Annotated in this window: 19 protein-coding genes and 1 pseudogene; 7 read left to right on the forward strand and 13 right to left on the reverse strand. The window is 72.5% G+C overall.

Features of this window, described 5'->3' with window-relative positions; all coding sequences use genetic code 11:
- Positions 1 to 108 precede the first annotated feature (108 nt).
- A complete protein-coding gene (locus tag ACFV6X_RS10185; protein ID WP_385380374.1) occupies positions 109 to 1,740 on the forward strand; it encodes a protein kinase in 1,632 nt (543 codons plus the stop codon).
- A gap of 117 nt (positions 1,741 to 1,857) precedes the next feature.
- On the opposite strand, the gene ACFV6X_RS10190 is transcribed toward ACFV6X_RS10185, so the two are convergent.
- On the reverse strand, positions 1,858 to 2,397 hold the full coding sequence (locus ACFV6X_RS10190; protein ID WP_365456427.1) for a bacterial proteasome activator family protein: 540 nt from the start codon (positions 2,395 to 2,397) through the stop codon (positions 1,858 to 1,860).
- Between the two features lie 179 nt (positions 2,398 to 2,576).
- On the opposite strand from ACFV6X_RS10190, the gene ACFV6X_RS10195 reads away from it, so the two are divergent.
- Positions 2,577 to 3,044 (forward strand): hypothetical protein, encoded by a 468-nt coding sequence (locus ACFV6X_RS10195; RefSeq protein ID WP_385380378.1) that lies wholly within the window; start codon positions 2,577 to 2,579, stop codon positions 3,042 to 3,044.
- A gap of 29 nt (positions 3,045 to 3,073) precedes the next feature.
- On the opposite strand, the gene ACFV6X_RS10200 is transcribed toward ACFV6X_RS10195, so the two are convergent.
- Positions 3,074 to 4,054, reverse strand: coding sequence for an NAD(P)H-quinone oxidoreductase (locus ACFV6X_RS10200; RefSeq protein ID WP_385380380.1), 981 nt, complete (start codon positions 4,052 to 4,054; stop codon positions 3,074 to 3,076).
- Between the two features lie 148 nt (positions 4,055 to 4,202).
- Between ACFV6X_RS10200 and ACFV6X_RS10205 the strand changes: the two genes are divergently transcribed.
- Positions 4,203 to 5,225: an ATP-binding cassette domain-containing protein gene (locus ACFV6X_RS10205; RefSeq protein ID WP_385380383.1), complete on the forward strand. Its 1,023-nt coding sequence runs from the start codon at positions 4,203 to 4,205 to the stop codon at positions 5,223 to 5,225.
- Positions 5,222 to 6,070: an ABC transporter permease gene (locus ACFV6X_RS10210; RefSeq protein ID WP_385380386.1), complete on the forward strand. Its 849-nt coding sequence runs from the start codon at positions 5,222 to 5,224 to the stop codon at positions 6,068 to 6,070. Before ACFV6X_RS10205 ends, ACFV6X_RS10210 begins: the two co-directional genes overlap by 4 nt.
- 500 nt (positions 6,071 to 6,570) lie before the next feature.
- Here the strand turns inward: ACFV6X_RS10210 and ACFV6X_RS10215 are convergent.
- A pseudogene (locus ACFV6X_RS10215) lies at positions 6,571 to 7,230 on the reverse strand (potassium channel family protein); the annotation flags it as partial.
- Between the two features lie 175 nt (positions 7,231 to 7,405).
- Here ACFV6X_RS10215 and ACFV6X_RS10220 point away from each other — a divergent pair.
- The gene (locus ACFV6X_RS10220) at positions 7,406 to 8,515 is read left to right on the forward strand and encodes a potassium channel family protein (RefSeq protein WP_385380389.1); all 1,110 of its coding nucleotides are present in this window, start codon (positions 7,406 to 7,408) and stop codon (positions 8,513 to 8,515) included.
- 63 nt (positions 8,516 to 8,578) lie between these two features.
- Here ACFV6X_RS10220 and ACFV6X_RS10225 read toward each other — a convergent pair whose 3' ends face one another.
- From ACFV6X_RS10225 to pdhA, 5 genes are read right to left on the reverse strand one after another with little or no spacing between them, the layout of a single operon-like run.
- Entirely contained in the window at positions 8,579 to 10,162 is a 1,584-nt protein-coding gene (locus tag ACFV6X_RS10225; RefSeq protein ID WP_385380392.1) for a molybdopterin molybdotransferase MoeA, read from the reverse strand.
- Positions 10,159 to 11,067: an NTP transferase domain-containing protein gene (locus tag ACFV6X_RS10230; protein ID WP_385380395.1), complete on the reverse strand. Its 909-nt coding sequence runs from the start codon at positions 11,065 to 11,067 to the stop codon at positions 10,159 to 10,161. The genes ACFV6X_RS10225 and ACFV6X_RS10230 overlap by 4 nt, the downstream gene beginning before the upstream one ends.
- Positions 11,068 to 11,121: 54 nt before the next feature.
- Complete coding sequence (locus ACFV6X_RS10235; RefSeq protein WP_385380397.1) at positions 11,122 to 12,753, reverse strand: dihydrolipoamide acetyltransferase family protein; 1,632 nt, start codon at positions 12,751 to 12,753, stop codon at positions 11,122 to 11,124.
- Entirely contained in the window at positions 12,753 to 13,757 is a 1,005-nt protein-coding gene (locus ACFV6X_RS10240) for an alpha-ketoacid dehydrogenase subunit beta (RefSeq protein ID WP_385380400.1), read from the reverse strand. The genes ACFV6X_RS10235 and ACFV6X_RS10240 overlap by 1 nt, the downstream gene beginning before the upstream one ends.
- Positions 13,754 to 14,890, reverse strand: coding sequence for a pyruvate dehydrogenase (acetyl-transferring) E1 component subunit alpha (pdhA, locus tag ACFV6X_RS10245; protein WP_385380403.1), 1,137 nt, complete (start codon positions 14,888 to 14,890; stop codon positions 13,754 to 13,756). Before pdhA ends, ACFV6X_RS10240 begins: the two co-directional genes overlap by 4 nt.
- Before the next feature lie 175 nt (positions 14,891 to 15,065).
- Here pdhA and ACFV6X_RS10250 point away from each other — a divergent pair, with 175 nt between their 5' ends.
- Positions 15,066 to 15,566, forward strand: coding sequence for an Lrp/AsnC family transcriptional regulator (locus ACFV6X_RS10250; protein WP_385380406.1), 501 nt, complete (start codon positions 15,066 to 15,068; stop codon positions 15,564 to 15,566).
- A gap of 262 nt (positions 15,567 to 15,828) precedes the next feature.
- Here ACFV6X_RS10250 and ACFV6X_RS10255 read toward each other — a convergent pair whose 3' ends face one another.
- Together ACFV6X_RS10255 and ACFV6X_RS10260 are read right to left on the reverse strand one after the other, a co-directional pair.
- Entirely contained in the window at positions 15,829 to 16,419 is a 591-nt protein-coding gene (locus ACFV6X_RS10255; RefSeq protein ID WP_385380409.1) for a TetR/AcrR family transcriptional regulator, read from the reverse strand.
- Positions 16,416 to 17,933: a 3-hydroxyacyl-CoA dehydrogenase gene (locus ACFV6X_RS10260; protein ID WP_385380411.1), complete on the reverse strand. Its 1,518-nt coding sequence runs from the start codon at positions 17,931 to 17,933 to the stop codon at positions 16,416 to 16,418. The genes ACFV6X_RS10255 and ACFV6X_RS10260 overlap by 4 nt, the downstream gene beginning before the upstream one ends.
- A gap of 160 nt (positions 17,934 to 18,093) precedes the next feature.
- On the opposite strand from ACFV6X_RS10260, the gene paaN reads away from it, so the two are divergent.
- A complete protein-coding gene (gene paaN, locus ACFV6X_RS10265) occupies positions 18,094 to 19,785 on the forward strand; it encodes a phenylacetic acid degradation protein PaaN (protein WP_385380414.1) in 1,692 nt (563 codons plus the stop codon).
- A 4-nt stretch (positions 19,786 to 19,789) separates the two neighbouring features.
- Here paaN and ACFV6X_RS10270 read toward each other — a convergent pair whose 3' ends face one another.
- Genes ACFV6X_RS10270 through ACFV6X_RS10280 form a run of 3 tightly spaced genes read right to left on the reverse strand, consistent with a single transcriptional unit; the run spans position 19,790 to position 22,550 of the window.
- The gene (locus ACFV6X_RS10270; RefSeq protein ID WP_385380417.1) at positions 19,790 to 20,575 is read right to left on the reverse strand and encodes a TrmH family RNA methyltransferase; all 786 of its coding nucleotides are present in this window, start codon (positions 20,573 to 20,575) and stop codon (positions 19,790 to 19,792) included.
- A complete protein-coding gene (locus ACFV6X_RS10275) occupies positions 20,572 to 21,798 on the reverse strand; it encodes an HTTM domain-containing protein (protein WP_385380420.1) in 1,227 nt (408 codons plus the stop codon). The genes ACFV6X_RS10270 and ACFV6X_RS10275 overlap by 4 nt, the downstream gene beginning before the upstream one ends.
- Positions 21,795 to 22,550 (reverse strand): DUF5819 family protein, encoded by a 756-nt coding sequence (locus ACFV6X_RS10280; RefSeq protein WP_385380423.1) that lies wholly within the window; start codon positions 22,548 to 22,550, stop codon positions 21,795 to 21,797. Before ACFV6X_RS10280 ends, ACFV6X_RS10275 begins: the two co-directional genes overlap by 4 nt.
- Between the last annotated feature and the right edge of the window lie 181 nt (positions 22,551 to 22,731).

Raw genomic sequence — 22,731 nt, forward strand, 5'->3', positions numbered from 1 at the left:
GGTCACGGAACGGGCACCGAGCTTGACGTGTCGGTGCCCTCGGGCAGACTTGGCCGGGAATAGCACTTTCGATCAACGGCGCCTGAAGGCCCACGGGGGATACGGAACATGAGCCAGGACGGCGCACAGGGCCGGTACACGGGGCGGGCACTCGCCGGTGGCCGGTATCAGCTGCGTGACTTGCTCGGCCAGGGCGGCATGGCCTCGGTGCATCTCGCGTACGACGCCGTGCTCGACCGCCAGGTCGCGATCAAGACCCTGCACACGGAGCTGGGCCGCGAGCAGGCGTTCCGCGAGCGCTTCCGCCGCGAGGCCCAGGCCGTGGCGAAGCTCACGCACACCAACATCGTCTCGGTCTTCGACACCGGCGAGGACGACCTCGACGGACTGACGACGCCCTACATCGTCATGGAGTACGTCGAGGGCCGCCCGCTCGGCTCCGTGCTCGACGAGGACGTACGGCGGGCCGGGGCGATGCCCGCCGACAAGGCGCTGAAGGTCACCGCGGACGTGCTCGCGGCGCTGGAGATCAGCCATGAGATGGGCCTGGTCCACCGGGACATCAAGCCGGGCAACGTGATGGTGACCAAGCGTGGTGTGGTCAAGGTCATGGACTTCGGCATCGCCCGCGCCATGCAGTCCGGCGTCACGTCGATGACGCAGACCGGCATGGTCGTCGGCACCCCGCAGTACCTCTCGCCGGAGCAGGCGCTCGGCCGTGGCGTCGACGCCCGCTCCGATCTGTACTCGGTCGGCATCATGCTCTTCCAACTGGTCACCGGACGGCTCCCGTTCGACGCGGACTCGCCGCTCGCCATCGCCTACGCGCATGTCCAGGAGGAACCGCCGGCCGCGTCCTCGATCAACCGGGCGCTGCCGCCGGCCGTGGACGCGCTGATCACGCGCGCGCTGAAGAAGAACCCGAACGAGCGCTTCCCGACGGCCGAGGCCATGCGCGACGAGTGCCTGCGGGTGGCGGCGTCCTTCCAGGCGGCCCCGCCGAGCATCGTGCCGGGCGCACCGGCGCAGAGCGGCTCGGGCGTCGGCTCCGCGGTGTTCCCGCCGGTCGACCAGGGGACCGGGGCGCCGCCGCACGGCAGCGTGCAGACGCCGTACCAGCCGCACCCGACGCCGAACCCGTACGGCACCCCGACACCCTCCCCGGCGTACGGCTACCCGCAGCAGGGCGGCTACGCGACGCCGCACGCCGCGTACGGGCCGCAGCCGACGTCGAGCACGCCACCGCCGTACAACATCTCGCCGCAGTCGCAGACGCCCGCGAGCGGCGGCAAGAGCAACAAGCCGGTGGTCATCGGCTCGATCGTCGTCGCCGTGCTCGCGGTCGGCGGCCTGGTCACGGCCCTCGCGCTGAACGGCGGTGACAGCAACGACAAGGGTGGGGGCAGCGAGACCAGCACCTCCGCCTCGTCGACCGAAGTCCCGGGCTACCGGGGGCCGGACCCGGCGAAGACGATCGAGAAGGAGGAGTGCTCGGAACCGGAGGAGGCGTACAACGACCCCGAGAAGATCCGCATTCCGAACTTCCAGTTCAAGAACCTCACCTCGGTCAGGGAGTGCCTCCAGGCCGCGGGCTGGCAGCTGAAGACCAAAGAGGTCGACGAGAACACCTACGGCAAGGACGCGGTCATGAACCAGTTCCCGTCCGCGGGAACGGACGTGGACCCGGAGGACATGCCGGAGATCCTGCTCGAGGTGTCGACGGGGTATCCGCCCTCCTGAGCCGACGGCGGGGCAAGAGAGCGGAAAGAGAGAGGGCCCGGCGGATGCCGGGCCCTTGTGCGGTGTCCTTACAGGGCCGACGGTCTTGGAGGTACGGCGGCCTGGGGGCGCGACGGCCTACAGGTACGGGCCGCCCGACCGGCCGACCGTACGGGGGTCGTCGCCTTCCTGTCCGATGCCGGGCGGCAGGGCGCGGCGCATCTGCTCCAACTGGGCCCGCGCCGCCATCTGCTGGGCGAACAGCGTGGTCTGGATCCCGTGGAAGAGACCCTCCAGCCAGCCGACCAACTGGGCCTGCGCGATCCGCAGTTCGGCGTCGCTGGGCACTCCCTCGTCGGTGAACGGCAGGGAGAGCCGCTCCAGCTCCTCCACCAGCTCCGGCGCCAGTCCGTCCTCCAGCTCCTTGACCGAGCTCGCGTGGATCTCCTTGAGCCGGACCCGGCTGGCCTCGTCGAGAGGAGCCGCGCGTACCTCCTCCAGGAGCTGCTTGATCATGCTGCCGATCCGCATCACCTTGGCCGGCTGCTCGACCTGCTCGGTCAACGGAGTCTCATGGGAGTCGTCGTCCCCGCCCCCGCCGAGTGCCATGCCGTCCTGGCCCACGACCAGGATCTTCTGGGCGTTCTCCGACGACCGTTCGTTCCTCGGCATCTCCATGCCGTCATTCTCTCGCACACGTCCACCCCACCACCGAGGCACCCCCCGAGCAGGGTGATCCACGGATGAGACCTGTTCGTTACGACCACATGGCCGCGCCCGGAATGCCGTGATCGTTGCCTGATGTGAGGCTTGTCCCGTCGATTGTGGCGACCTGTTTCCGGGAGGGGGTCACCGACGTGACTCCAAGGCGGCGCGCGAGGCGGGCGACGGCGCTGGTGCTGGGGGTGGCGCTGAGCACGGTGCTGCTCGCGTGCGGACCTGTGGCGTCGTACGGGACGGCGGGACCGTCGTACGACAGGGAGGAACCGTCCACCTCCCCTTCCGGCCCCCCTCCCGGCTCCGTGGAGCCGAGCTGGGCCGGGAGCAGGGCCGGGGAGGGGCGGCTGCGCCCCGGCCGGCCGGACGAGCCCGGGACGGCGACGGCCCGCCCGAGCGGGACCGGCGCCGCCGACGACGGGTCCGCGCCGCCGTCGGCGTCCGATCCCGGAGCGGCGGACGAGGACGAGGACGTGCAGGCCGTGCCGGGCGCCGACCCGTCCGGACCGGTACTGCGGATCCTTCCGCTCGGCAGCGGCCTGGTACTCATCGGCCTCGGCCTGGGCCTCGCCTTCCTGGCCCTGCGGGTGCGCCGGGTGCAGGGGTGAGACGCGGGGGCGAGGAGCGAGGCCCTTTGTTACGCCGTGACCAGCAGGACCTTGCCGACGTGGCCGCTCTCCTCCAGCAGGCGGTGGGCGGCGGGGGCGTCCCGCATCGGCAGCTCGCGGTCGACGACCGGGCGGACCTGACCGGACTCGATCAGCGGCCAGACGTGCTCGCGCACGGCCGCGACGATGGCCGCCTTCTCGCCCAGCGGGCGCGCGCGCAGCGAGGTCGCGCTGATCGCGGCGCGCTTGGCGAGCAGGGCACCGATGTTCAGCTCGGCCTTGACGCCGCCCTGCATACCGATGATCGCCAGCCGGCCGTTGACGGCGAGGGCCTGGACGTTGCGCTCGAGGTACTTGGCGCCCATGTTGTCGAGGATGACGTCCGCGCCCTCGCCTGCCGTGGCCTGCCGGATCTCCTCGACGAAGTCCTGCTCGCGGTAGTTGATCAGGATGTCCGCGCCCAGCTCGGCGCAGCGCTCCAGCTTCTCCTTGATGCCCGCCGTGACGGCGACCTTGACGCCGGCGGCCTTGGCGAGCTGGATCGCCATGGTTCCGATGCCGCTGGAACCGCCGTGCACGAGGAGGGTCTCACCGGGCCGCAGGTGGGACACCATGAAGACGTTCGACCAGACCGTGCAGGTCACCTCGGGCAGCGCCGCCGCCTGCCGGACGTCGAGGCCGCCGGGCACGGGCAGCAGCTGACCGGCCGGAACGGCGACCTTCTCGGCGTAACCGCCGCCGGACAGCAGCGCGCACACCTCGTCACCGACGGCCCAGCCGGATACACCGGCACCGAGCGCGGAGATCCGGCCCGAGCATTCCAGGCCGGGATAGGGGGACGCGCCGGCGGGCGGGTTGTAGTGGCCCTGACGTTGCAGGACGTCGGCCCGGTTGACGGCACTGGCCACCACCTCGACCAGCACCTCGCCCTCCTGGGCGACCGGATCCGGGACCTCGTCCCACACCAGCGCCTCGGGCCCACCAGGTTCGGGAATCGTGATCGCATGCATGAGAGCGACGCTACTCCTCCGTCTTCGGGCCGAGGCCGCTCCGTCGTTGGGCCGGTCCGCTGCGAAATCCCTGTGCGCGACCGATGAGTTTGCGCGACGGTAAAGGTCTTCTCATGCGTTACCCAAGTACGCGGAAGGACAACACACCATGAGCCAGCAGACGCCCGGTCTGGCCATCGAGACCGCGGGCCTGGTGAAGACGTTCGGCGAGACGAGGGCCGTGGACGGCGTCGACCTGGCCGTGCCCACCGGCACGGTGTACGGCGTCCTCGGTCCGAACGGCGCCGGGAAGACCACCACCGTGAAGATGCTTGCCACCCTGCTCCGGCCGGACGGCGGCGAGGCCCATGTCTTCGGCCACGACGTCGTCCGGGAGGCGGACGAGGTACGCGGCCGGGTCAGCCTGACCGGGCAGTACGCGTCGGTGGACGAGGACCTGACCGGCACCGAGAACCTCGTGCTCCTCGGTCGCCTCCTGGGCCACCACAAGAAGGCCGCGCGGGAGCGGGCCGCCCGGCTGCTGGAGGCCTTCGGGCTCTCCGACGCGGCCGCGAAGCAGGTCAAGAACTACTCCGGTGGCATGCGGCGCCGCATCGACATCGCCGCGTCCATCCTGAACACGCCCGACCTGCTGTTCCTGGACGAGCCGACCACCGGCCTCGACCCGCGCAGCCGCAACCAGGTGTGGGACATCGTCCGCGCGGTCGTCGCCCAGGGCACGACCGTGCTGCTGACCACGCAGTATCTGGACGAGGCCGACCAGCTGGCCTCCCGGATCGCCGTCATCGACCGCGGCAAGGTGATCGCCGAGGGCACCAAGGGCGAGCTGAAGGCATCCGTCGGCGCCGGCTCCGTACATCTGCGGCTGCGCGAGGCGGAGCAGCGGCCGGAAGCCTCGCGGGTGCTGCGGCAGGTGCTCCAGGCGGATGTGCAGCTGGAGCCGGACCCGGTGGCGCTGACCGCGCGCGTCGGTGCTGCTGCCGGCGGCCGGGGCGCCGCCGAGCAGGCCGCGGCGGCGCTCGCCGAACTGGCCCGCGCCGGCGTCGTCGTCGACAACTTCTCACTGGGCCAGCCCAGCCTGGACGAGGTCTTCCTCGCCCTGACCGGACACGACACCAAGGCGCACGACGAGCCGCAGGCTCACGACGCGAAGGACGGGGCAGCCGCATGAGCACCGCGACCAGCACCGAGGCCAAGGAACTCGCCCCCGTCAGCACCGAGTCGCTGGCCGCACTGCTCGTGGCCAAGGAGCGGCCACCCCGGCCGAGCGCCCTGTCGGCGTCACTGACCTTCGGCTGGCGGTCGATCCTGAAGATCAAGCACGTACCGGAGCAGCTCTTCGACGTCACCGCCTTCCCGATCATGATGGTGCTGATGTACACGTACCTGTTCGGCGGGGCGCTGGCCGGTTCGCCGAAGGAGTACATCCAGTTCCTGCTGCCGGGCATCCTGGTGATGTCGGTCGTGATGATCACGATGTACACGGGCGTCTCGGTCAACACGGACATCGAGAAGGGCGTCTTCGACCGGTTCCGCAGCCTGCCGATCTGGCGGCCGGCGACGATGGTCGGCTATCTGCTCGGCGACGCGCTGCGCTACTCGATCGCCTCCGTGGTGATGCTGACCGTCGGCATGATCCTCGGCTACCGGCCGGACGGCGGGGTGGGCGGCGTGCTCGCCGGGATCGCGCTGCTCGTGGTCTTCTCGTTCGCGTTCTCGTGGATCTGGACGATGTTCGGGCTGATGCTGCGCACCGAGAAGTCGGTGATGGGCGTCAGCATGATGGTGATCTTCCCGCTGACCTTCCTGTCCAACGTCTTCGTCGACCCGCGGACCATGCCGGGCTGGCTCCAGGCCTTCGTCAACAACAGCCCGGTCACCCACCTGGCGTCCGCGGTGCGGGGGCTGATGGGCGGCGACTGGCCCGCCGACGAGGTCGCCTGGTCGCTGGGCTGGGCGGGCTTGTTCATCCTGGTCTTCGGGTCGATCACGATGCGGCTGTACAACCGCAAGTAGATCCCCCAACGAGCAGACGGACTCCCCGTGCGGGCCGCGCCGACCTTCCGGCGCGGCCCGCAGCGTTTCCACGCCGGCGGTCTGCGGCTCCTCCGGGTCGGCGGTCCCCGCCTTCTCTGGCCCGGCGTCCGTGACTTCTCCGGGTCGGCGGTCTGCGGCTTCCTCGGGTGCGGCGGTTCCCGGCGTTCGCGGACGGCCGGCTACGGATGCTCCGAATCGGCACCCCGCGGCTTGTCAGGGTCGGCGGCCTCCGGCTTCTCCCGTGCGGCTGCCCCCGGCTTCTCCGGTCCGGCCGGCCGGGGCTTTTCCGGTGCGGCGGCACGCGGTGTGTGCGGTCCGGTGGTCCGGGGCCTCTCCGGTGCGGTGGCGCGCGGCCTGTCAGACGTGGAGGAGGGCCGGGGCCTGTCGGATGTGGAGGAGGGCCGGGGACTGTCGGACGCGGCGGTGCGGGGCATCTCGGGGGCGGCGCTGCGCAGTGCCGCCCCCGGGGTGGCGCCGGGCGGCGTTTCGGATGCGGCCCGGGGCGCGATGGTGATCACCCGGTCGGTCAGTTCCAGCGTCCGTACGGCTGGATCGTCGTAGTGCAGCACCCGGTGGCCACGTACGACGCTGATCACCAGGTCCTCGGTCTCGCGCGGGCTCCGGCCCACCTCCGCCCGGGTCACCGGCCGGTCGACGACGTCCAGCCCGCTGCCCTGGCGGATCAGGTCCTCCATGACCATCCCGGCGGTGGGGCTGAGCACGGACAGGCCGAGCAGCCGGCCCGCCGCGCCGGCGCTGGTGATGACCTCGTCGGCGCCGGACTGCCGCAGCAGCGGCGCGTTCTCCTCCTCGCGCACCGCGACCACGATCGTCGCGTCCTGGTTGAGCTGCCGGGCCGTCAGCGCCACCAGCACGGCCGTGTCGTCGCGCTGGGTCGCGATGATGATCTGCCGCGCCCGCTGCACCTCGGCCCGCTTCAGCACGTCACTGCGGGTCGCGTCCCCGAGCACGGCGGCGTAGCCCTGGGCCGTCGCGGCGTCGATCGCCTTGGCGCCGGGGTCGATCACCACGACCCGGTCCTTCTTCAGCCCGGTGGCACAGACGGCCTGGATCGCCGCCCGCCCCTTCGTGCCGAAGCCGACGACGACGGTGTGGTCGCGCAAGGAGGACCTCCAGCGGGGATATGCGGGCAGCCGAGCGGGTACGGCTCCCGGACGTCGGATCCGACGCTACCGAGCGGCCGGACTCACGCCCACCCCGGTCGGCGTGTCGGGACGGGGGGCACGGCGTCCGCACCAGGTGGGGTGCGGAACGATGGACCCGACTGTCAGACGACGCCGCAGGGGGCCAGCGATGAAGGACGACGAGCAGCCGACCGCGCAGGGGGTGAGGTCCGCGCTGCTGCGGTCCCTCTGGAGCCGCTCGCGCAAGGAGGCCCGCGCCGACGCCGAGGCGGGCCGCTCCATCACCATGCCGGTGCAGAACGTCGTGCCCCCGCTCCAGCAGGTACTCAAGCGCCTGTTCGTGGCCATACTGGTGCTGGCCCTCACGGTCCTGATCGTCTGGGTCGACCGCGAGGGGTACACCGACAACTCCGACGGCCCCGTCGACCTGCTCGACGCCGCGTACTACGCCACCGTCACCCTCTCCACCACCGGATACGGCGACATCACCCCGGTCAGCGAGACCGCCCGGCTCACCAACATCTTCGTCATCACACCGCTGCGCGTGCTGTTCCTGATCATCCTGGTCGGCACGACCCTGGAGGTGCTCACCGAGCGCACCCGCCAGCAGGTCCGCATTCACCGCTGGCGCGCCCGCACCCGGGACCACGTCGTGGTCATCGGGTACGGCACCAAGGGCAGGCACGCCGTGGAGACCCTGGTCGGGCAGGGCATCGGCAAGGAGCGGATCGTCGTCGTGGACGCCCAGCGCAAGACGGCCGACGCCGCCGGAGACGACGGGCTGGTCGCGGTGACCGGTGACGCCACCCGCTCGGAGACCCTGCTCAAGGCGGAGATCCACCGCGCCACCCGCGTGATCATCGCCCCGCAGCGCGACGAGACGGCCACCCTGATCACCCTCACCGCCCGCCAGCTGAACCGGCACGCCACGATCGTCGCGGCGGTCCGCGAGGACGAGAACGTCCCCCTGCTCAAGCAGAGCGGCGCCGACACCGTCGTGACCAGCTCCAGCTCGGCCGGCCGGCTGCTCGGCACGTTCACCGCGAGCCCCGCAGTGGCCCGGACGCTGGAGGACCTCATGACGCTGGGCAGCGGCATGGACCTCATCGAACGGCCGGTGACGCCGGCCGAGGTGGGCCGGACCCCTCGCGAGTGCGCCGATCTGGTGGTGGCGGTCGTACGGGACAGGAAGATGCTGGGCTACACCGACGGGTGGCGTACGGAGCTGCGGGCGGGGGACCGGGTCATCACGGTCAGCCGACCGGTGGCCGTTGCCTGACGGATGGACCGTTGGGGTGGCGAAGGGCGCTGAGGACGACGCTCACGGTGCGTCGTCGATGTTTCACGTGAAACACACCCCGACACCCGCTGTGGCCCACGGCAGGTCGAGGATTTCCGCCGCCTGACCGGGCCGTGCCCCGCCCGGCGGTACGACCGCGAGGGCGTCGGCGGCGGCGACACCACGCAGCATGGCGGGGCCGTTGTAGTGCAGCGGCACCGCGCTGTCGGTGCGCAGGACGACGGGGACCAGCCGCGTGTCGTACGGGTGCCCCTGCACAGCGTCCCGCAGCGGCAGCGCGTACGGCTCCCGCGCCGGGCGGGCCGCGAGCGTGCGCAGCAGGGGTTCGGCGAGGGTGAGCAGGCCGGAGACGGCTGCCAGCGGGTTGCCGGGCAGGCCGACGAGGTGCTGGTTCTCGTTGGTGCGGGCCAGCAGCATGGGGTGGCCCGGGCGCACCTTGACGCCGTTGACCAGGAGTTCCGCGCCGATACGGCGCAGGGTGGGCTGGACGTGGTCGACAGGGCCGGCGGCGGTGCCGCCGGTGGTGACGACGAGGTCGGCGTCGCTGCCCCGGATCGCCTCGTACAGGGCGTCGGCGTCGTCTCCGATCCTCCGCACGGACGTGACGTCGGCGCCGATCGCCTTCAGCCAGGGCGGCAGCATGGGGCCGAGGGCGTCGCGGATCAGGCCGTCGTGCGGGAGGCCCTCGGTGAGCAGCTCGTCGCCGAGGACAAAGACGTCGGCGCGCGGGCGGGGGACGGCGCTGAGCATGTCGTACCCGGCCGCCGCGGCGAGGCCCAGCACGGCGGGGGTCACGAGCGTGCCGGGCGGCAGCAACCGGTCGCCGCTGCGGCACTCCTGAGCACGTGGGCGGATGTCCTGACCGTGGCCCGGGTCGCGGGTGGCGTGCAGCCTCCCCCGGTCGTCCGTACGCCCGTGCTCGCTGCGCAGCACCGCTGTGGTGTCCGGCGGGACCCGGGCGCCGGTGGCGATCCGGACGGCCTCGCCGTCGCCGAGGCGCGCGGGGGCCGCATGGCCCGCGAGGACGCCCTCTTCCCGAACCATCCAGGGGCCAGGCCCGGCGACCGCCCAGCCGTCCATCGCCGAGGTGTCGAAGGAGGGGAGGTCGGTGAGGGCGGTGAGGGGAGCGGCCAGGCTGAGGCCGAGGGCGGCGTCGAGGGAAAGCGCGACGGGGGCACCCCGGACGCAGCTTCTGGCGGCCCGGGCAGCGATCTCGCGAGCCTCGGGCCAGGGGGTGGCCTTGTGGTGACGGTCCTGAGGGCTGCGGGGCCGGGGGCCCGTTTGATGGGAGGTGCCCTGCTGGAGGGCGTCCTGCTGGGAGGCGTCCTGCGCGGGGTTGCGGTCCGGGGATTGGGGGGTGCGGGCGCCCGGACCGGCGCTGGTGGTGGGGACCTCGGCGTCCCTCGCGGGGGCGCTGCCACGGTGGGAGGCCCTGCCCCGGTCAGGGACGTCGCCCCGGGCGTCGGCACCGTCCCGGTGAGGGGCGTCGGTCCGGCCGGGGGCGCTTCCCCGGTGACGAGCCTTGTCCCGGTCCTCCTTCACGAGTGCCAGTGCCTCCTCGACGTCCCGGTCCTCGATACCCCGGCCCTCCACGTCCTCGCCGTCATGGACTCCGGGGGCGGTCATCCGGCGTCCGGGCGGGGCTCGGTGGAGGTCGCGCCGTCCGCGGTGGCGCTGTCCTCCTCCGCCCAGCGCAGCGCCAGGGCAGCGGCCTTGCGGGATGCCTCGGCGACGGCTTCGGGGCCGCCGCCGGCGCGGGCCGCGGCGTAACCGACGAGGAAGGTGGTCAGCGGTGCCGCGGGGCGTGCCACCCCGTGGGCCGCGTCCCGGGCGAGGTCGAGCAGGACACCGGTGTCGACGTCGATGTCGATGCCCAGTTCGTCCTTGACTGCGGAGATCCATTCGTCCAACACGAGCCCATGCTCCCTGATGCGTGACCTGGCAGTGGCGATGTCGTCCCAGGTGTCGCAGTCGAAGGACGCGACGGGGTCGAGGACGCGGGTGAGGCGGAGTTCGGCGGTGAGGAGCCGCAGGGGCAGGCCGGTGAGGCCGCCGTGCCGGGCTCCGAGGTCCGCGAGTGTCCCGCGCAGGCGCTCCGCGCGGTAGGCGGCCACGAGTGGCTGGTCGCGGCCGCCGGGGTCGGTGAGCAGCACGCCGTCGGACGGGCCCGCGTCCAGCTCGGCGAGCAGGCCCTTGACCGTGGGCGCGCCGAGGAAGGGCAGGTCCGCGGAGAGGACCACCACCCGGCCGGTGCCGGCCGGTGGCAGGCCGGCCGCCAGGGCGGCGAGCGGTCCGCCGCCCGGCGGGTCCTCACGCGCCCAGGCCACGGGCCGTGCCGTGGGCCTGGGGTCGGCGACGACGACGGTGGTCCGGGCGTCGGCGCAGGCGGCGAGCACCCGGTCGAGCAGCGAGCGGCCGCCCACGCGCACGCCGGGCTTGTCGGCCCCGCCGAGCCGCCGCGCGGCTCCGCCGGCGAGCACCACGGCGTCGTAACCGAGGTCGCCGGATGCGGTGCGCTGCTTCTCGCTCACCCCCTGAGTATGCGGTCCGCCCGCCGTCTCAGGGAACGCGGACGGACAGTCCGATCACAACGTGCGCAGCAGCACCGCCGGCTGTTCCACGCAGTCGGCGACATAGCGCAGGAAACCGCCCGCCGTGCCGCCGTCGCACACCCGGTGGTCGAAGGTGAGCGAGAGCTGGACGACCTGCCGCACCGCCAACTCGCCCTCGTGCACCCAGGGCTTGGGGATGATCCGGCCGACGCCGAGCATGGCCGCCTCGGGGTGGTTGATGATCGGCGTGGAGCCGTCGACGCCGAACACGCCGTAGTTGTTCAGCGTGAAGGTGCCGCCGCTCAGGTCCGCGGGGGTCAGCCTCCCGGCCCGGCCCGCCTCGGTCAGCCGGGCGAACTCCGCGGTCAGGCCCTCGGCGTCCCGGGTGTGCGCATCCCGGACCACCGGGACGACCAGTCCCCGCTCGGTCTGCGCCGCGAAGCCCAGATGCACCCGGTCCAGCCGGACGATCTCCCTGGCCGCCATGTCCACGGTGGAGTTCAGCTCGGGGAAGCGGGCGAGGGCGGCGGTGCAGATCCGGGCCAGCAGGGCGATCAGGGAGATCTTGGGACCGCCGGACGCGTTCATCGCGGTGCGCGCCCGCATCAGCTCCGTCGCGTCGGCGTCCACCCAGCAGGTCGCGTCCGGGATCTCCCGCCGGCTGCGGGAGAGCTTGTCGGCGACGGCGCCCCGGACGCCCTTGAGGGGGACGCGGGTGCCGGAGGCGAGCCCCGAGGTGATCGTGCCGGCCGTCGGGACGGTGTCCGCCGGAGCGGGGACGGCGTCCGGTGCGGTCGGTGCGGGAGTCACGCGTGCGTGCGGCGCGGTCGGTGCGGGAGTCACGCGTGCGTGCGGCGCGGTCTGCGGCTGGGCGGCACGGCCCTGTGCGGCGGCGGCCCGCAGCGCGTACTCCACGTCCGCGCGCAGGATCAGCCCCTCGGGGCCGGAGCCCGTCAGCTCCCGCAGATCCAGCCCGTTCTCGCGGGCGAGCCGCCGCACGAGGGGCGAGATCACCGGCACGGGCCCTTCGCCACGGCTGCTGTCGCCGTTGACGTGGTCGTCGACATGGGCTGCCGGGGATCCCGGAGCGAGGCCCGCCTGGGCGTCTTTGGCTGCCGCGGCCCGCTGGGGAGCTATGGGGGCCTGCGGCCGCACCCTCCGGCGCCGCGCCGGAGGCGCACCCGTGCCGTAGCCCACGAGGACGTTTCCGGACCCACCACCGGACCGCGCACCCGAGCCGTTGGCCGAAGCGGTACTGGAACCATCGAGCGAGCCGGACCCCGACGTGGCCCCCGAGCCGGCACCCGGAGCGGAGCCCGACCCCGAAGCCGAGCCGGGAACCGGCCCCGCACCAGGGCCCACGCCCTGAGCCGCCCCGGAACCGGCGTCCGCGCCGTCGCCCCCCGTGCCGGAGGCATCCGCGCCCACCGCCACGGTCAGCAGCGGCGCCCCCACCGGGAGCTCCGCGCCCTCCTCGCCGAAGCGGGCCGTGACCACGCCGCCGTAGGGGCAGGGGACCTCGACCATCGCCTTGGCCGTCTCCACCTCGACGACCGGCTGGTCGACGGCGACGACGTCGCCGACCTGCACCAGCCAGCGCACGATCTCCGCCTCGGTGAGCCCTTCTCCGAGGTCGGGGAGCTTGAACTCCAGCACCTGTGCCATCAGCTCTCGGCCTCCCATTGCAGACGCGCCACGGCGTCCAGGATGCGGTCGACGCCGGGGAGATGGTGTCTCTCCAGCATCGGCGGCGGGTAGGGGATGTCGAACCCGGCCACGCGCAGCACCGGCGCCTCCAGGTGGTGGAAGCAGCGCTCCGTGACCCGGGCCGCGATCTCGCCGCCCGGCCCGCCGAATCCGCCCGACTCATGGACGACGACCGCTCGCCCGGTCCGTCGTACCGAGGCGGAGACCGTCTCGTCGTCGAACGGCACCAGGGAGCGCAGGTCGACCACTTCGAGATCCCATCCCTCGGCCTGGGCCGCCTCGGCGGCTTCGAGGCAGACAGGCACCGACGGGCCGTACGTGATGAGCGTGGCGCTCCGGCCGGAACGCCGCACCACCGCGCGGCCGATGGGTTCAACGGTCTGCGGCTCCTCCGGGTTCCAGGCGTCCTTCGACCAGTACAGACGCTTGGGTTCCAGGAAGACGACCGGGTCGTCGGAGGCGATGGCGGCGCGCAGCAGGCCGTAGGCGTCGGCGACGGTCGCGGGCGTCACCACGTGGAGCCCCGGAGTCGCCACGTAGTAGGCCTCGGAGGAGTCGCTGTGGTGCTCGACGCCGCCGATGCCGCCGCCGTAGGGCACGCGGATGGTGATCGGCAGCGGCATCGCCCCGCGCGTGCGGTTGCGCATGCGCGCCACATGGCTGACGAGCTGCTCGAACGACGGGTAGGCGAACGCGTCGAACTGCATCTCGACGACCGGCCTGAGCCCGTACATGGCCATGCCGACGGCCGTGCCCAGGATGCCCGCCTCGGCGAGCGGGGTGTCCGTGCACCGGTCCTCGCCGAACTCCTTGGCGAGCCCGTCCGTGACGCGGAAGACGCCCCCGAGGGTGCCGACGTCCTCGCCCATGACGTGCACGGACGGGTCGGCGGCCATGGAATCGCGCAGCGCGCGGGTGAGGGCCTGGGCCATGGTCGCGGGCTTCACGGCAACCGTGGTCATGACAGCTCCTCCTCCTGCCCGGCCTCCAGCTCGGCCCGCAGCAGGGCCTGCTGCTCCCGCAGCTGCGGGGTCGGCTCGGCGTAGACGTGGTCGAACAGGTCCATGGGGTCGAGCTCCGGGTCCTGGTTCAGACGGGCGCGCAGGTCGGCGGCGAGCGTCTCGGCGTCCTGGCGCGCGGCCCGTACACCGGCCTCGTCGAGCCAGCCGCGCCCGGTCAGCTCCCGCTCCAGAAGCGTGATCGGGTCGTGGTCGCGCCAGGCGTCGAGCTCGGAGTCCGCGCGGTAGCGCTTGTCGTCGTCCGCGTTCGTGTGCGCCTCCAGGCGGTACGTCACGGCCTCGACGAGCGTGGGACCGCCACCCGCGCGCGCGTGGCGCACGGCGTCGGCGAGCACCTCGTGCACGGCGGCGGCGTCGTTGCCGTCGACCAGGCGGCCCGGCATCCCGTACCCGACGGCCTTGTGGGCCAGGGAGGGCGCGGCGGTCTGCTTGGCGAGCGGGACGGAGATCGCGAAGCCGTTGTTCTGGACCAGGAAGACGACCGGTGCCTGCCACACGGCGGCGAAGTTCAGCGCCTCGTGGAAGTCGCCCTCGCTGGTGCCGCCGTCGCCGACGATCGCCAGCGCGACCACGTCGTCGCCCTTGAGGCGGGCGGCGTGCGCGAGGCCGACGGCGTGCGGCAGCTGGGTGGCGAGCGGGGTGCACAGGGGGGCCACTCGGTGGACGCGCGGGTCGTAGCCGGTGTGCCAGTCGCCACGCAGCAGGGTGAGCGCGTCGACGGGGTCCACGCCGCGGACGACGGCGGCGAGGGTGTCGCGGTAGCTGGGGAAGAGCCAGTCACGGTCTTCTAGGACCAGCGCGGCGGCGACCTCGCAGGCCTCCTGGCCGGTGCTGGACGGGTAGACGGCGAGGCGGCCCTGCTTGGTGAGGGCGGTCGCCTGCGCGTTGTACCGGCGGCCGCGCACGAGCTGTGCGTACAGCCGGCGCAGCAGTTCGGGGTCGGTTTTGGCGGCGGCCTCGGTGCCGAGCACGCGGTACGGAGCCGCGTCGGGCAGCAGCGGCGTGGGGTCGGTGCGGGGCTGCCAGGCGGGCGGTGGCGACGGCCGATACGCGCCACGCTGCTCCATGACCGTCATGACGGCACCTCCTCGTGGGAGCGGCTTCGGGGAGGCGCGCGTCTGTGATGCGCCTCACCTACCGATTGTTCGGTCGACGGCACATTTTGGCTACAGGCCCCCCAGGGCTGTGGACAAACGGTTCTCCACAACCTGAGATGGACGCATTACGTCCATGGTAGAGAGGTGGGGGGACATGGCATCTGAACAAATGGCCGAAGGGCCGGAGGCCGGCACCGCCCTGCCGCCCGCGCGTCCCCTCGACGCGATCGACGAGGACATCCTGCGGATGCTCCAGGCGGACGGCCGCGCGTCGATACGCTCCGTGGCCGAGCGGGTCCATGTCTCGCGGGCCAACGCCTACGCGCGGATCAACCGGCTCGTCGAGGACGGCGTCATCCGCGGCTTCGGAGCCCGCGTCAACCACGAGCGCGCGGGGCACGGCACCTCGGCGTACATCACCCTGAAGATCGTCCAGAACTCCTGGCGCACGGTGCGCGAGAAGCTCAGACAGCTGCCCGGCGCCTCGCACATCGCCCTCGTCGGGGGCGATTTCGATGTGCTGCTCCTGGTCCACACGCCCGACAACCGGGCGCTGCGCGAGGTCGTGCTGACCCGGCTCCAGGCGATTCCCGAGGTCCTCAGCACGCGCACACTGCTGGTGTTCGAGGAGGAGGACCTGGAACCGCAGGGCTGAGCCGCCCGGGTGCGGCGGACCGAGGTGCGGCCGACCGAGGTGCGGCCGACCGAGGTGCGGCGGACCGGGGCGCGGTGTTCGTCAGCCGGACGCCACCGCCATGCCGGCCACCAGGGGCGCCCTCCACCATGTCCGGTGGGCGGTGGAGGGGGACGTCAGTTCGTTGTCGGGCATGTGTCCCAGGCCACCACCACGGTCCGGCCCGGACATCGGGAGGCGTGCTCATCCCCTCCCCGCGCGCGTGCTCACGCCAAGGCGGCGCTCAGCGCGCCCGGCGCAGTCCCTCGAACACCAACTGCGTGACCGCCTCGGCCACTTCGCGCTCCCCCATGCCGCGCCCGTCGGGCCGGTACCACTCGACAATCGAGTTGATCATGCCGAAGACCAGCCGGGTGGCCAGCCGCACCTCCACGTCGCCGCGCACGTCACCTTCCGCGGCGGCCGCCTTCAGCAGCTCGGCGACCCGGTGGTCGAAGTCGCGGCGCCGCTCCAGCGCCCACCGCTCGGTCCCCGTGTTGCCGCGCACCCGCAGCAGCAGCGTCACGTACGGCAGCTCGGCGATGAGCACCTCGACCATGCGCCGGACGACGTACTCCAGCCGCGCGGATGCGGGGCCCCCGCGCGCGTGCTCCTCGTCGAGGATCCCGAAGAGCCCGTCCAGCGCCCGGCTCACGGCCCTGCGCAGCAGCTCCTCCTTGCCCGTGACGTGGTGGTAGATCGACGACTTGGAGATGCCGGCCGCCTTGGAGAGGTGCTCCATGGAGGTGCCGTCGTAGCCGCGCTCGTTGAAGACCCGGACGGCGACCGACAGCAGGGTCTCCGGGGTGTAGGTGTCCCGCTTGGCGGTGGTCATGACGTGCTGTCCTCCCGCTTGCCGGAGGCGTACGAGTGGCGGTAGAGCGCGAGGGAGGGCGCGTAGCGCCCGGAGGGGTCGCGCAGGTGCACCTCGTTGAGGAGGTCGTACGCCCATTCGGGGTCGAGGCGGCGGCTCCATTCGAAGGGGCCGAGCGGGTAGTTGACGCCCAGGCGCATCGCGGTGTCGATGTCCTCCTCGGTGGCGACGCCCTTGGCGACCGCGTCGTACGCGAGGTCGACGATCCGCGCGACCGTGCGGGCGACGATCATGCCGGGGACGTCGCCGATGACGCTGACCTTCTTGCCCAGCGCCTGGAACAGGCCGGTGGCCTCGGCGAGCGTCTGCGGGGAGGTGTCCTGGGAGGCGGACAGGGCCACGCGGGTGGCCCGGCGGTAGTCCAGAGCGAGGTCGAAGTAGACGACGTCCCGGAACTCCACCGAGGTCTGGCCGTCGGCGAGGACCAGCTGGCCGCCACTGGGCAGCACGAACCGGGTGCCGTGGTCCTCTTCCTCCTCGCGGACCAGGATGCCCGCCTCACGGATCAGCGTGAGCAGCTCGGACGCGGGACCCAGGTCGCCCTCCGCGACGACATGGGCGGGCGGCCGGGCGCTCTCGGCGGTGTGCGGTGCGGCGCGCTCGGCGCCCTCCCGGTAGTCGTACCAGCCTTGTCCGGACTTGCGGCCGAGCCGGCCGGACTCGACCAGGCGGCGCTGGGCGAGCGACGGCGTGAAGCGCACGTCGTGGAAGAAGGACTGCCACACGGACTGCGTCACGGACTCGTTGACGTCCTGCCCGATGAGGTCGGTCAGCTCGAAGGCGCCCATCCGGAAGCCGCCGCACTCGCGCAGCACGGCGTCGATGGTGGCGGGGTCGGCGCCGTGGGCCTCGTGGACGGCGAAGCTCTCGGCGTAGAAGGGCCGCGCGATGCGGTTGACGATGAAACCGGGGGTGTCGGCGCAGGCCACCGGCGTCTTGCCCCAGGCGCGGGCCGTCTCGTACGCGCGCGTGGCCGAGGTGACGTCGGTGGCGAAGCCGGAGACCACCTCGACCAGCGGCAGCAGCGGGGCCGGGTTGAAGAAGTGCAGGCCGACGAAGCGGCCGGGGGTGCGCAGACCGCCGCCGATGGCGGTCACCGACAGGGACGACGTGTTGGTGGCGAGCAGACAATCCTCGGCGACCACGTCCTCCAGCTCGCGCAGCAGATGCTGTTTGACGTCCAGCCGCTCCAGGACGGCCTCGACGACGAGGGTGGCGTCGGCGAGCTCGGCGAGGCTCTCGGCCGGCAGCAGGCGGGCGCGTGCGGCGTCCCGGTCGGCGCCGCTCAGCCGTTCCTTCTCGACGAGCCGGTCGAGCCGGGCACCGATCGCGGCGGCGGCTTCGCGGGCGCGCCCGGGGACGGCGTCGTACAGGCGTACGGGGTGGCCCGCGACCAGCGCCACCTGGGCGATGCCCTGGCCCATGGTGCCGCTGCCGACGACGGCCACGGGGCTGCTGAGGTCGAGTGCTGTCATGAACGCGATCCTCCCGCACGGGGTTTTCCACAGATGCGGCGGACCCCCTTGAACCGACCGATCGTTCGGTTACTCTAACTCTGACCGCCCGATCCTGCCCATGTTTCTGCCCAGGTCATGAGCTCGACGAAGAGCTCACAAGACGAGGAGTTGGTCCCGCATGGCCGCCGAACTCACCGCCCACGAGCTGATCGCCCAGCACCGGCCCACCCTCGACCAGGCGCTGGAAGCGATTCGCACGCGCGCGTACTGGTCCCCGCACCCCGAGCACCCGAAGGCCTACGGGGAGAACGGCAGCCTGGACGCGGCGGCGGGCAAGGCCGCCTTCGACGCCCTGCTCGGCACCCGTCTCGACCTCGGCCAGCCGGGCACGGACGGCTGGGTGGACGGCGAAGCCTCGCCGTACGGCATCGAGTTGGGCGTCAGCTACCCGCACGCGGACATCGACGTGCTGCTGCCCGCCATGCGGGCCGGGCAGCGCGCCTGGCGCGACGCGGGGCCGGAAGCCCGGGCCATGGTCTGCCTGGAGATCCTCAAGCGGATCAGCGACCGGACGCACGAGTTCGCGCACGCGGTCATGCACACCTCCGGCCAGGCCTTCATGATGGCGTTCCAGGCAGGCGGCCCGCACGCGCAGGACCGCGGCCTGGAGGCGGTGGCGTACGCGTACGTGGAGCAGGTCCGCACCCCCGACGCCGCGGAGTGGACCAAGCCGCAGGGCAAGCGTGACCCGCTCGCGCTGACCAAGCGCTTCACGGCGGTCCCGCGCGGGATCGCCCTCATGATCGGCTGCAACACCTTCCCGACGTGGAACGGCTACCCGGGCCTGTTCGCCTCGCTGGCCACCGGCAACGCGGTCCTGGTGAAGCCCCACCCGCGCGCGGTGCTGCCGCTCGCGCTCACCGTGCAGGTCGCGCGCCAGGTGCTCGACGAGGCCGGCTTCGACCCCAACCTGGTCGCGCTGGCCGCGGAGTCCCCCGGCGAGGGCATCGCCAAGACGCTCGCCGTCCGCCCCGAGATCCGGATCATCGACTACACCGGCTCGACGGCGTTCGGCGACTGGCTGGAGGCCAACGCCCGTCAGGCGCAGGTCTACACGGAGAAGGCCGGCGTCAACACGGTGATCGTGGAGTCCGCCGGCGACTACAAGGGGATGCTGTCCAACCTGGCGTTCTCGCTGTCGCTCTACAGCGGCCAGATGTGCACGACCCCGCAGAACCTGCTGATCCCCCGCGACGGCATCCGCACCGACCAGGGGCCCAAGTCCTTCGACGAGGTGACCGCCGACCTCGCCAAGGCGGTCGACGGCCTGCTCGGCGACGACGCGCGCGCGAACGCGTTGCTCGGCGCCATCGTCAACCCGGACGTGAAGGCGCGCCTGGAGGCCGCGGCCGGCCTCGGCGAGGTCGCTCTCGCCTCCCGGGAGATCAACAACCCCGAGTTCCCGGGCGCGGTGGTCCGCTCGCCCGTCATCGTGAAGCTGGACGGTGCCAAGCCGGACGACGAGGCCGCCTACATGAGCGAGTGCTTCGGCCCGGTCGCCTTCGCCGTCGCCGTCGACTCCGCGGCCGACGCGGTCGAGTTGCTGCGCCGGACGGTCCGGGAGAAGGGCGCCATGACGGTCGGCGCCTACACGACCGACGAGGACGTCGAGCGGGCGATCGAGGAGGCCTGCCTGGAGGAGGCCGCGCAGCTCTCGCTGAACCTGACGGGCGGGGTGTACGTCAACCAGACCGCCGCCTTCTCCGACTTCCACGGCTCGGGCGGCAACCCGGCGGCCAACTCGGCCCTGACCGACGGGGCGTTCGTGGCGAACCGGTTCCGGGTGGTGGAGGTGCGCCGGGAGGCGTGACCTCTCAGACCGCCGCGCCCCCGGTGGCACTCCAGTGGTACAGCGTCATGGCCACGCTGGTCGCGAGGTTGTAGCTGGAGACCTGGGGGCGCATCGGCAGGGCCACCAGATGGTCGGCACGCGCGCGTACGTCCGCCGACAGGCCGCTGCGCTCCGACCCGAAGGCGAGCAGGGCGTCGTCCGGCAGCATCAGGCCGCGGATGTCGTCGCCCTCCGGGTCCAGGGCGAACAGCGGCCCCGGCGGCAGTTCCCCGACGCCCAGCCGCTCCACGGCGGTCGCGAAGTGCAGCCCGGCGCCGCCGCGGACGACCGTGGGATGCCAGGGGTCGAGCGTGCCCGTCGTGACCACGCCGGTCGCCCCGAAGCCGGCCGCGAGCCGGATCACGGCCCCGGCGTTGCCGAGGTTGCGCGGCTGGTCGAGGACCACGACGGGGGTGCTGCGGGGCGTGCGGGCCAGCGCCCGCAGATTGCCCTCGCGAGGCGGGCGTACGGCGAGGGCGGCCACGGCGGTGGGATGCGGGCGCGGCACCAGGGAGGCGTACACCGGCTCCGGGACCTCGGTGAGCAACGCCGCCAGCGGCTGCCGTACGTCGGGAGCGAGCTCGCCGGCGAGGGCGAGCGTCGCCTCGCGGTCGACGGTGACCGCGAGGGGCACCTCGGCGCCGAAGCGCAGGGCGTGCTTGAGCGCGTGGAAGCCGTCGAGCAGCACGCAGGTCCCGGCGAGACGGTGCCAGGCGCTCACCGGCTGCGCCGCGGAGCCACTGGTGCCCCTGTCCGCGGGGTCGTTCATGCCCTGAAGCCTACGTGGGTCTGCTCGGCGTCCCCGTGGCGCTCGGCGGCGTCCGGCGTCCGCTGCGCGGGCACCTTGGGGAGAGGGTGCCGCAACAGGCGCCCACGCGCGCGTGCGCTCCAGTGGCCCAGTCGGCGCAGGAACGACGTCGGCAGGAAGACCGCGTCCGCCGCGATCATCGCCAGCGAGAAGAACGGCAGCCCGAGCACCACGGCGATCACGGCGTGCTCGACGATCATGACGGCCAGCAGGACGTTCTTGACCCGGCGGTGGAGCAGCGTGAACGGGAAGGCGACCTGCACGATCACGGTCCCGTACGTCACGAGCATGACGACGGTGCCGCTGGTGGACATCAGGTCGGCGAGGGCGGGCCAGGGGGAGAAGTACTCCAGGTGCAGCGGGTAGTAGACGGCGGTGCCGTCCTGCCAGCGGGAGCCCTGGATCTTGTACCAGCCGGCCGTGGCGTAGATCAGACAGGCCTCGGCCATGATCACGAACAGCGCGCCGTTGTGCAGGATGTCGGCGATCACGTCGAGCATGATCCGCGGCTCGCCGGTGCGGGTGAGGCGGCCGACGAGCCACCACAGGGCCTGCGCCACCCACACGCCCCACAGCAGCGCCGGGACCGTCCAGTCGCCGTCCAGCCGGCCCAGTGCGGTCACACCGACCAGCACCAGCCCGAGCACGCTCCACAGCAGCGGGCCGGTCCGGTCGGTGACCCGCTCCCCGCGCGCGTGTGCCTCGCGGGTGCGCCGGGCGCGGCGGGCGTCCAGCGACCAGACCTGGCCGCAGCGCGTGAACACCAGGTAGATGCACATCAGGTGCAGGACGTTGTCGCCGCCGTCGCCCATGAAGACGCTGCGGTTCTGCAGCGAGAGCACACCGACCATGAAGAGCACGGACATGGTGCGGGTACGCCAGCCCAGCATCAGCAGCAGGCTGGAGAGCACGCCGAGCGCGTAGACCGTCTCGAACCAGAGCCGGCCGTCGGACCACATCAGGGCGGTGAAGGCGCCGTTCGCGCCGACCAGCTGCTCGGCGAGATCCCAGCCCCACGGGCCGTCGGGGCCGTACAGCTCCTGCCGGTGCGGGATCTCCCGCAGCAGGAACAGCAGCCAGGTCGCGGCGAAGCCGATCCGGATCACGGCGGTCTGGTACGGGCCGAGGGGGGACTCGGTCACCCGGGCGATGCCACGGGAGACAGCCAGGGCGAAGCGGCTCACCGGTCGCCTCCCGCGGCCTCGTCGTCCGGCACCGACCACCAGGGCAGCTCCCGGTACACCGGCTTGAGCGAGATCTGCTCCTCGCTCCAGTCGGGCGGGCGGACGCTGGTGGTCCGCGAGCGGATCTGGACCCGCTCGACGGCACCGCCCGGCCCGGCCGCGTCCACGCGATCCAGGCGCAGCACCACGATCCGGCGCAGGTAGGTCTCGCTCAGCGCCCCGCGCAGGCCCGACGGGCGGTTGCTGCCGTCGTGCGTGGCGGTGAAGAAGTCCCAGGCGCGGCGCAGCTCGTTCTGCTGGGTGTGGCTCGGCAGCGGATTGCCGTCGATGGCCTCGCCGTCCTGTGCGGACAGGTCGTACCAGCCGGTGACGCGGCTGCTGCCGTCACCCGTTCGGACCTGGGCCCGGACCTGCACGGCTATGTTCTGCTGAAGCGGGTTCGGTGCGAACAGTTTCCAGTTCTGTTCGAACTCCGGGTAGATCCAGTCGTCGATCGTCTCGCTGTGCTGCTTGGTGACCGTGTTCGACGGGGCGACGTGCAGAAAGACCATCCCCATGTGCACAGAGACGGCGATCGCGACGACGGCCAGGGCCAGCGCGACGCCGACCTGGTGGCGCGGGGAGAGGGCGGCGACTCCGGTGCGGGGTTCCGGCAGGGGCGCGCGCACGTCGAGGGGTGCGCCCGGCCCGCCCCGCGCGTGCGGAACGCCGGCACCCCTGTCGTACGTGTCCTTCGCGCCCTGCGCGTCCATTCCGCCCCGATTCCGTTCCTGCCCCGGTCCTTCTCCGCCACCGGCAGCTCCCTCGCACGCGAACGCTACTCAGGCCGACCCACCGGGCACAGCCCCTTCGATCAGCTCGTCCACAGCCGCGCCGACGGGTTTTCCACAGCGGTTGACACCTTACGGCGCCCGTCCGACGATGGAATCGCAC

This window comes from Streptomyces sp. NPDC059861, from assembly GCF_042731435.1.
Taxonomy (GTDB): domain Bacteria; phylum Actinomycetota; class Actinomycetes; order Streptomycetales; family Streptomycetaceae; genus Streptomyces.

What these genes read in the sequence shown, in the direction of transcription:
- ACFV6X_RS10185 (WP_385380374.1), top strand. Translation starts at nt 109, where the DNA reads ATGAGCCAGGACGGCGCACAGGGCCGGTACACGGGGCGGGCACTCGCC.
- ACFV6X_RS10190 (WP_365456427.1), bottom strand. Translation starts at nt 2,397, where the DNA reads ATGGAGATGCCGAGGAACGAACGGTCGTCGGAGAACGCCCAGAAGATC.
- ACFV6X_RS10200 (WP_385380380.1), bottom strand. Translation starts at nt 4,054, where the DNA reads ATGCATGCGATCACGATTCCCGAACCTGGTGGGCCCGAGGCGCTGGTG.
- ACFV6X_RS10205 (WP_385380383.1), top strand. Translation starts at nt 4,203, where the DNA reads ATGAGCCAGCAGACGCCCGGTCTGGCCATCGAGACCGCGGGCCTGGTG.
- ACFV6X_RS10210 (WP_385380386.1), top strand. Translation starts at nt 5,222, where the DNA reads ATGAGCACCGCGACCAGCACCGAGGCCAAGGAACTCGCCCCCGTCAGC.
- ACFV6X_RS10220 (WP_385380389.1), top strand. Translation starts at nt 7,406, where the DNA reads ATGAAGGACGACGAGCAGCCGACCGCGCAGGGGGTGAGGTCCGCGCTG.
- ACFV6X_RS10225 (WP_385380392.1), bottom strand. Translation starts at nt 10,162, where the DNA reads ATGACCGCCCCCGGAGTCCATGACGGCGAGGACGTGGAGGGCCGGGGT.
- ACFV6X_RS10235 (WP_385380397.1), bottom strand. Translation starts at nt 12,753, where the DNA reads ATGGCACAGGTGCTGGAGTTCAAGCTCCCCGACCTCGGAGAAGGGCTC.
- ACFV6X_RS10240 (WP_385380400.1), bottom strand. Translation starts at nt 13,757, where the DNA reads ATGACCACGGTTGCCGTGAAGCCCGCGACCATGGCCCAGGCCCTCACC.
- pdhA (WP_385380403.1), bottom strand. Translation starts at nt 14,890, where the DNA reads ATGACGGTCATGGAGCAGCGTGGCGCGTATCGGCCGTCGCCACCGCCC.
- ACFV6X_RS10250 (WP_385380406.1), top strand. Translation starts at nt 15,066, where the DNA reads ATGGCATCTGAACAAATGGCCGAAGGGCCGGAGGCCGGCACCGCCCTG.
- ACFV6X_RS10255 (WP_385380409.1), bottom strand. Translation starts at nt 16,419, where the DNA reads ATGACCACCGCCAAGCGGGACACCTACACCCCGGAGACCCTGCTGTCG.
- ACFV6X_RS10260 (WP_385380411.1), bottom strand. Translation starts at nt 17,933, where the DNA reads ATGACAGCACTCGACCTCAGCAGCCCCGTGGCCGTCGTCGGCAGCGGC.
- paaN (WP_385380414.1), top strand. Translation starts at nt 18,094, where the DNA reads ATGGCCGCCGAACTCACCGCCCACGAGCTGATCGCCCAGCACCGGCCC.
- ACFV6X_RS10270 (WP_385380417.1), bottom strand. Translation starts at nt 20,575, where the DNA reads ATGAACGACCCCGCGGACAGGGGCACCAGTGGCTCCGCGGCGCAGCCG.
- ACFV6X_RS10280 (WP_385380423.1), bottom strand. Translation starts at nt 22,550, where the DNA reads ATGGACGCGCAGGGCGCGAAGGACACGTACGACAGGGGTGCCGGCGTT.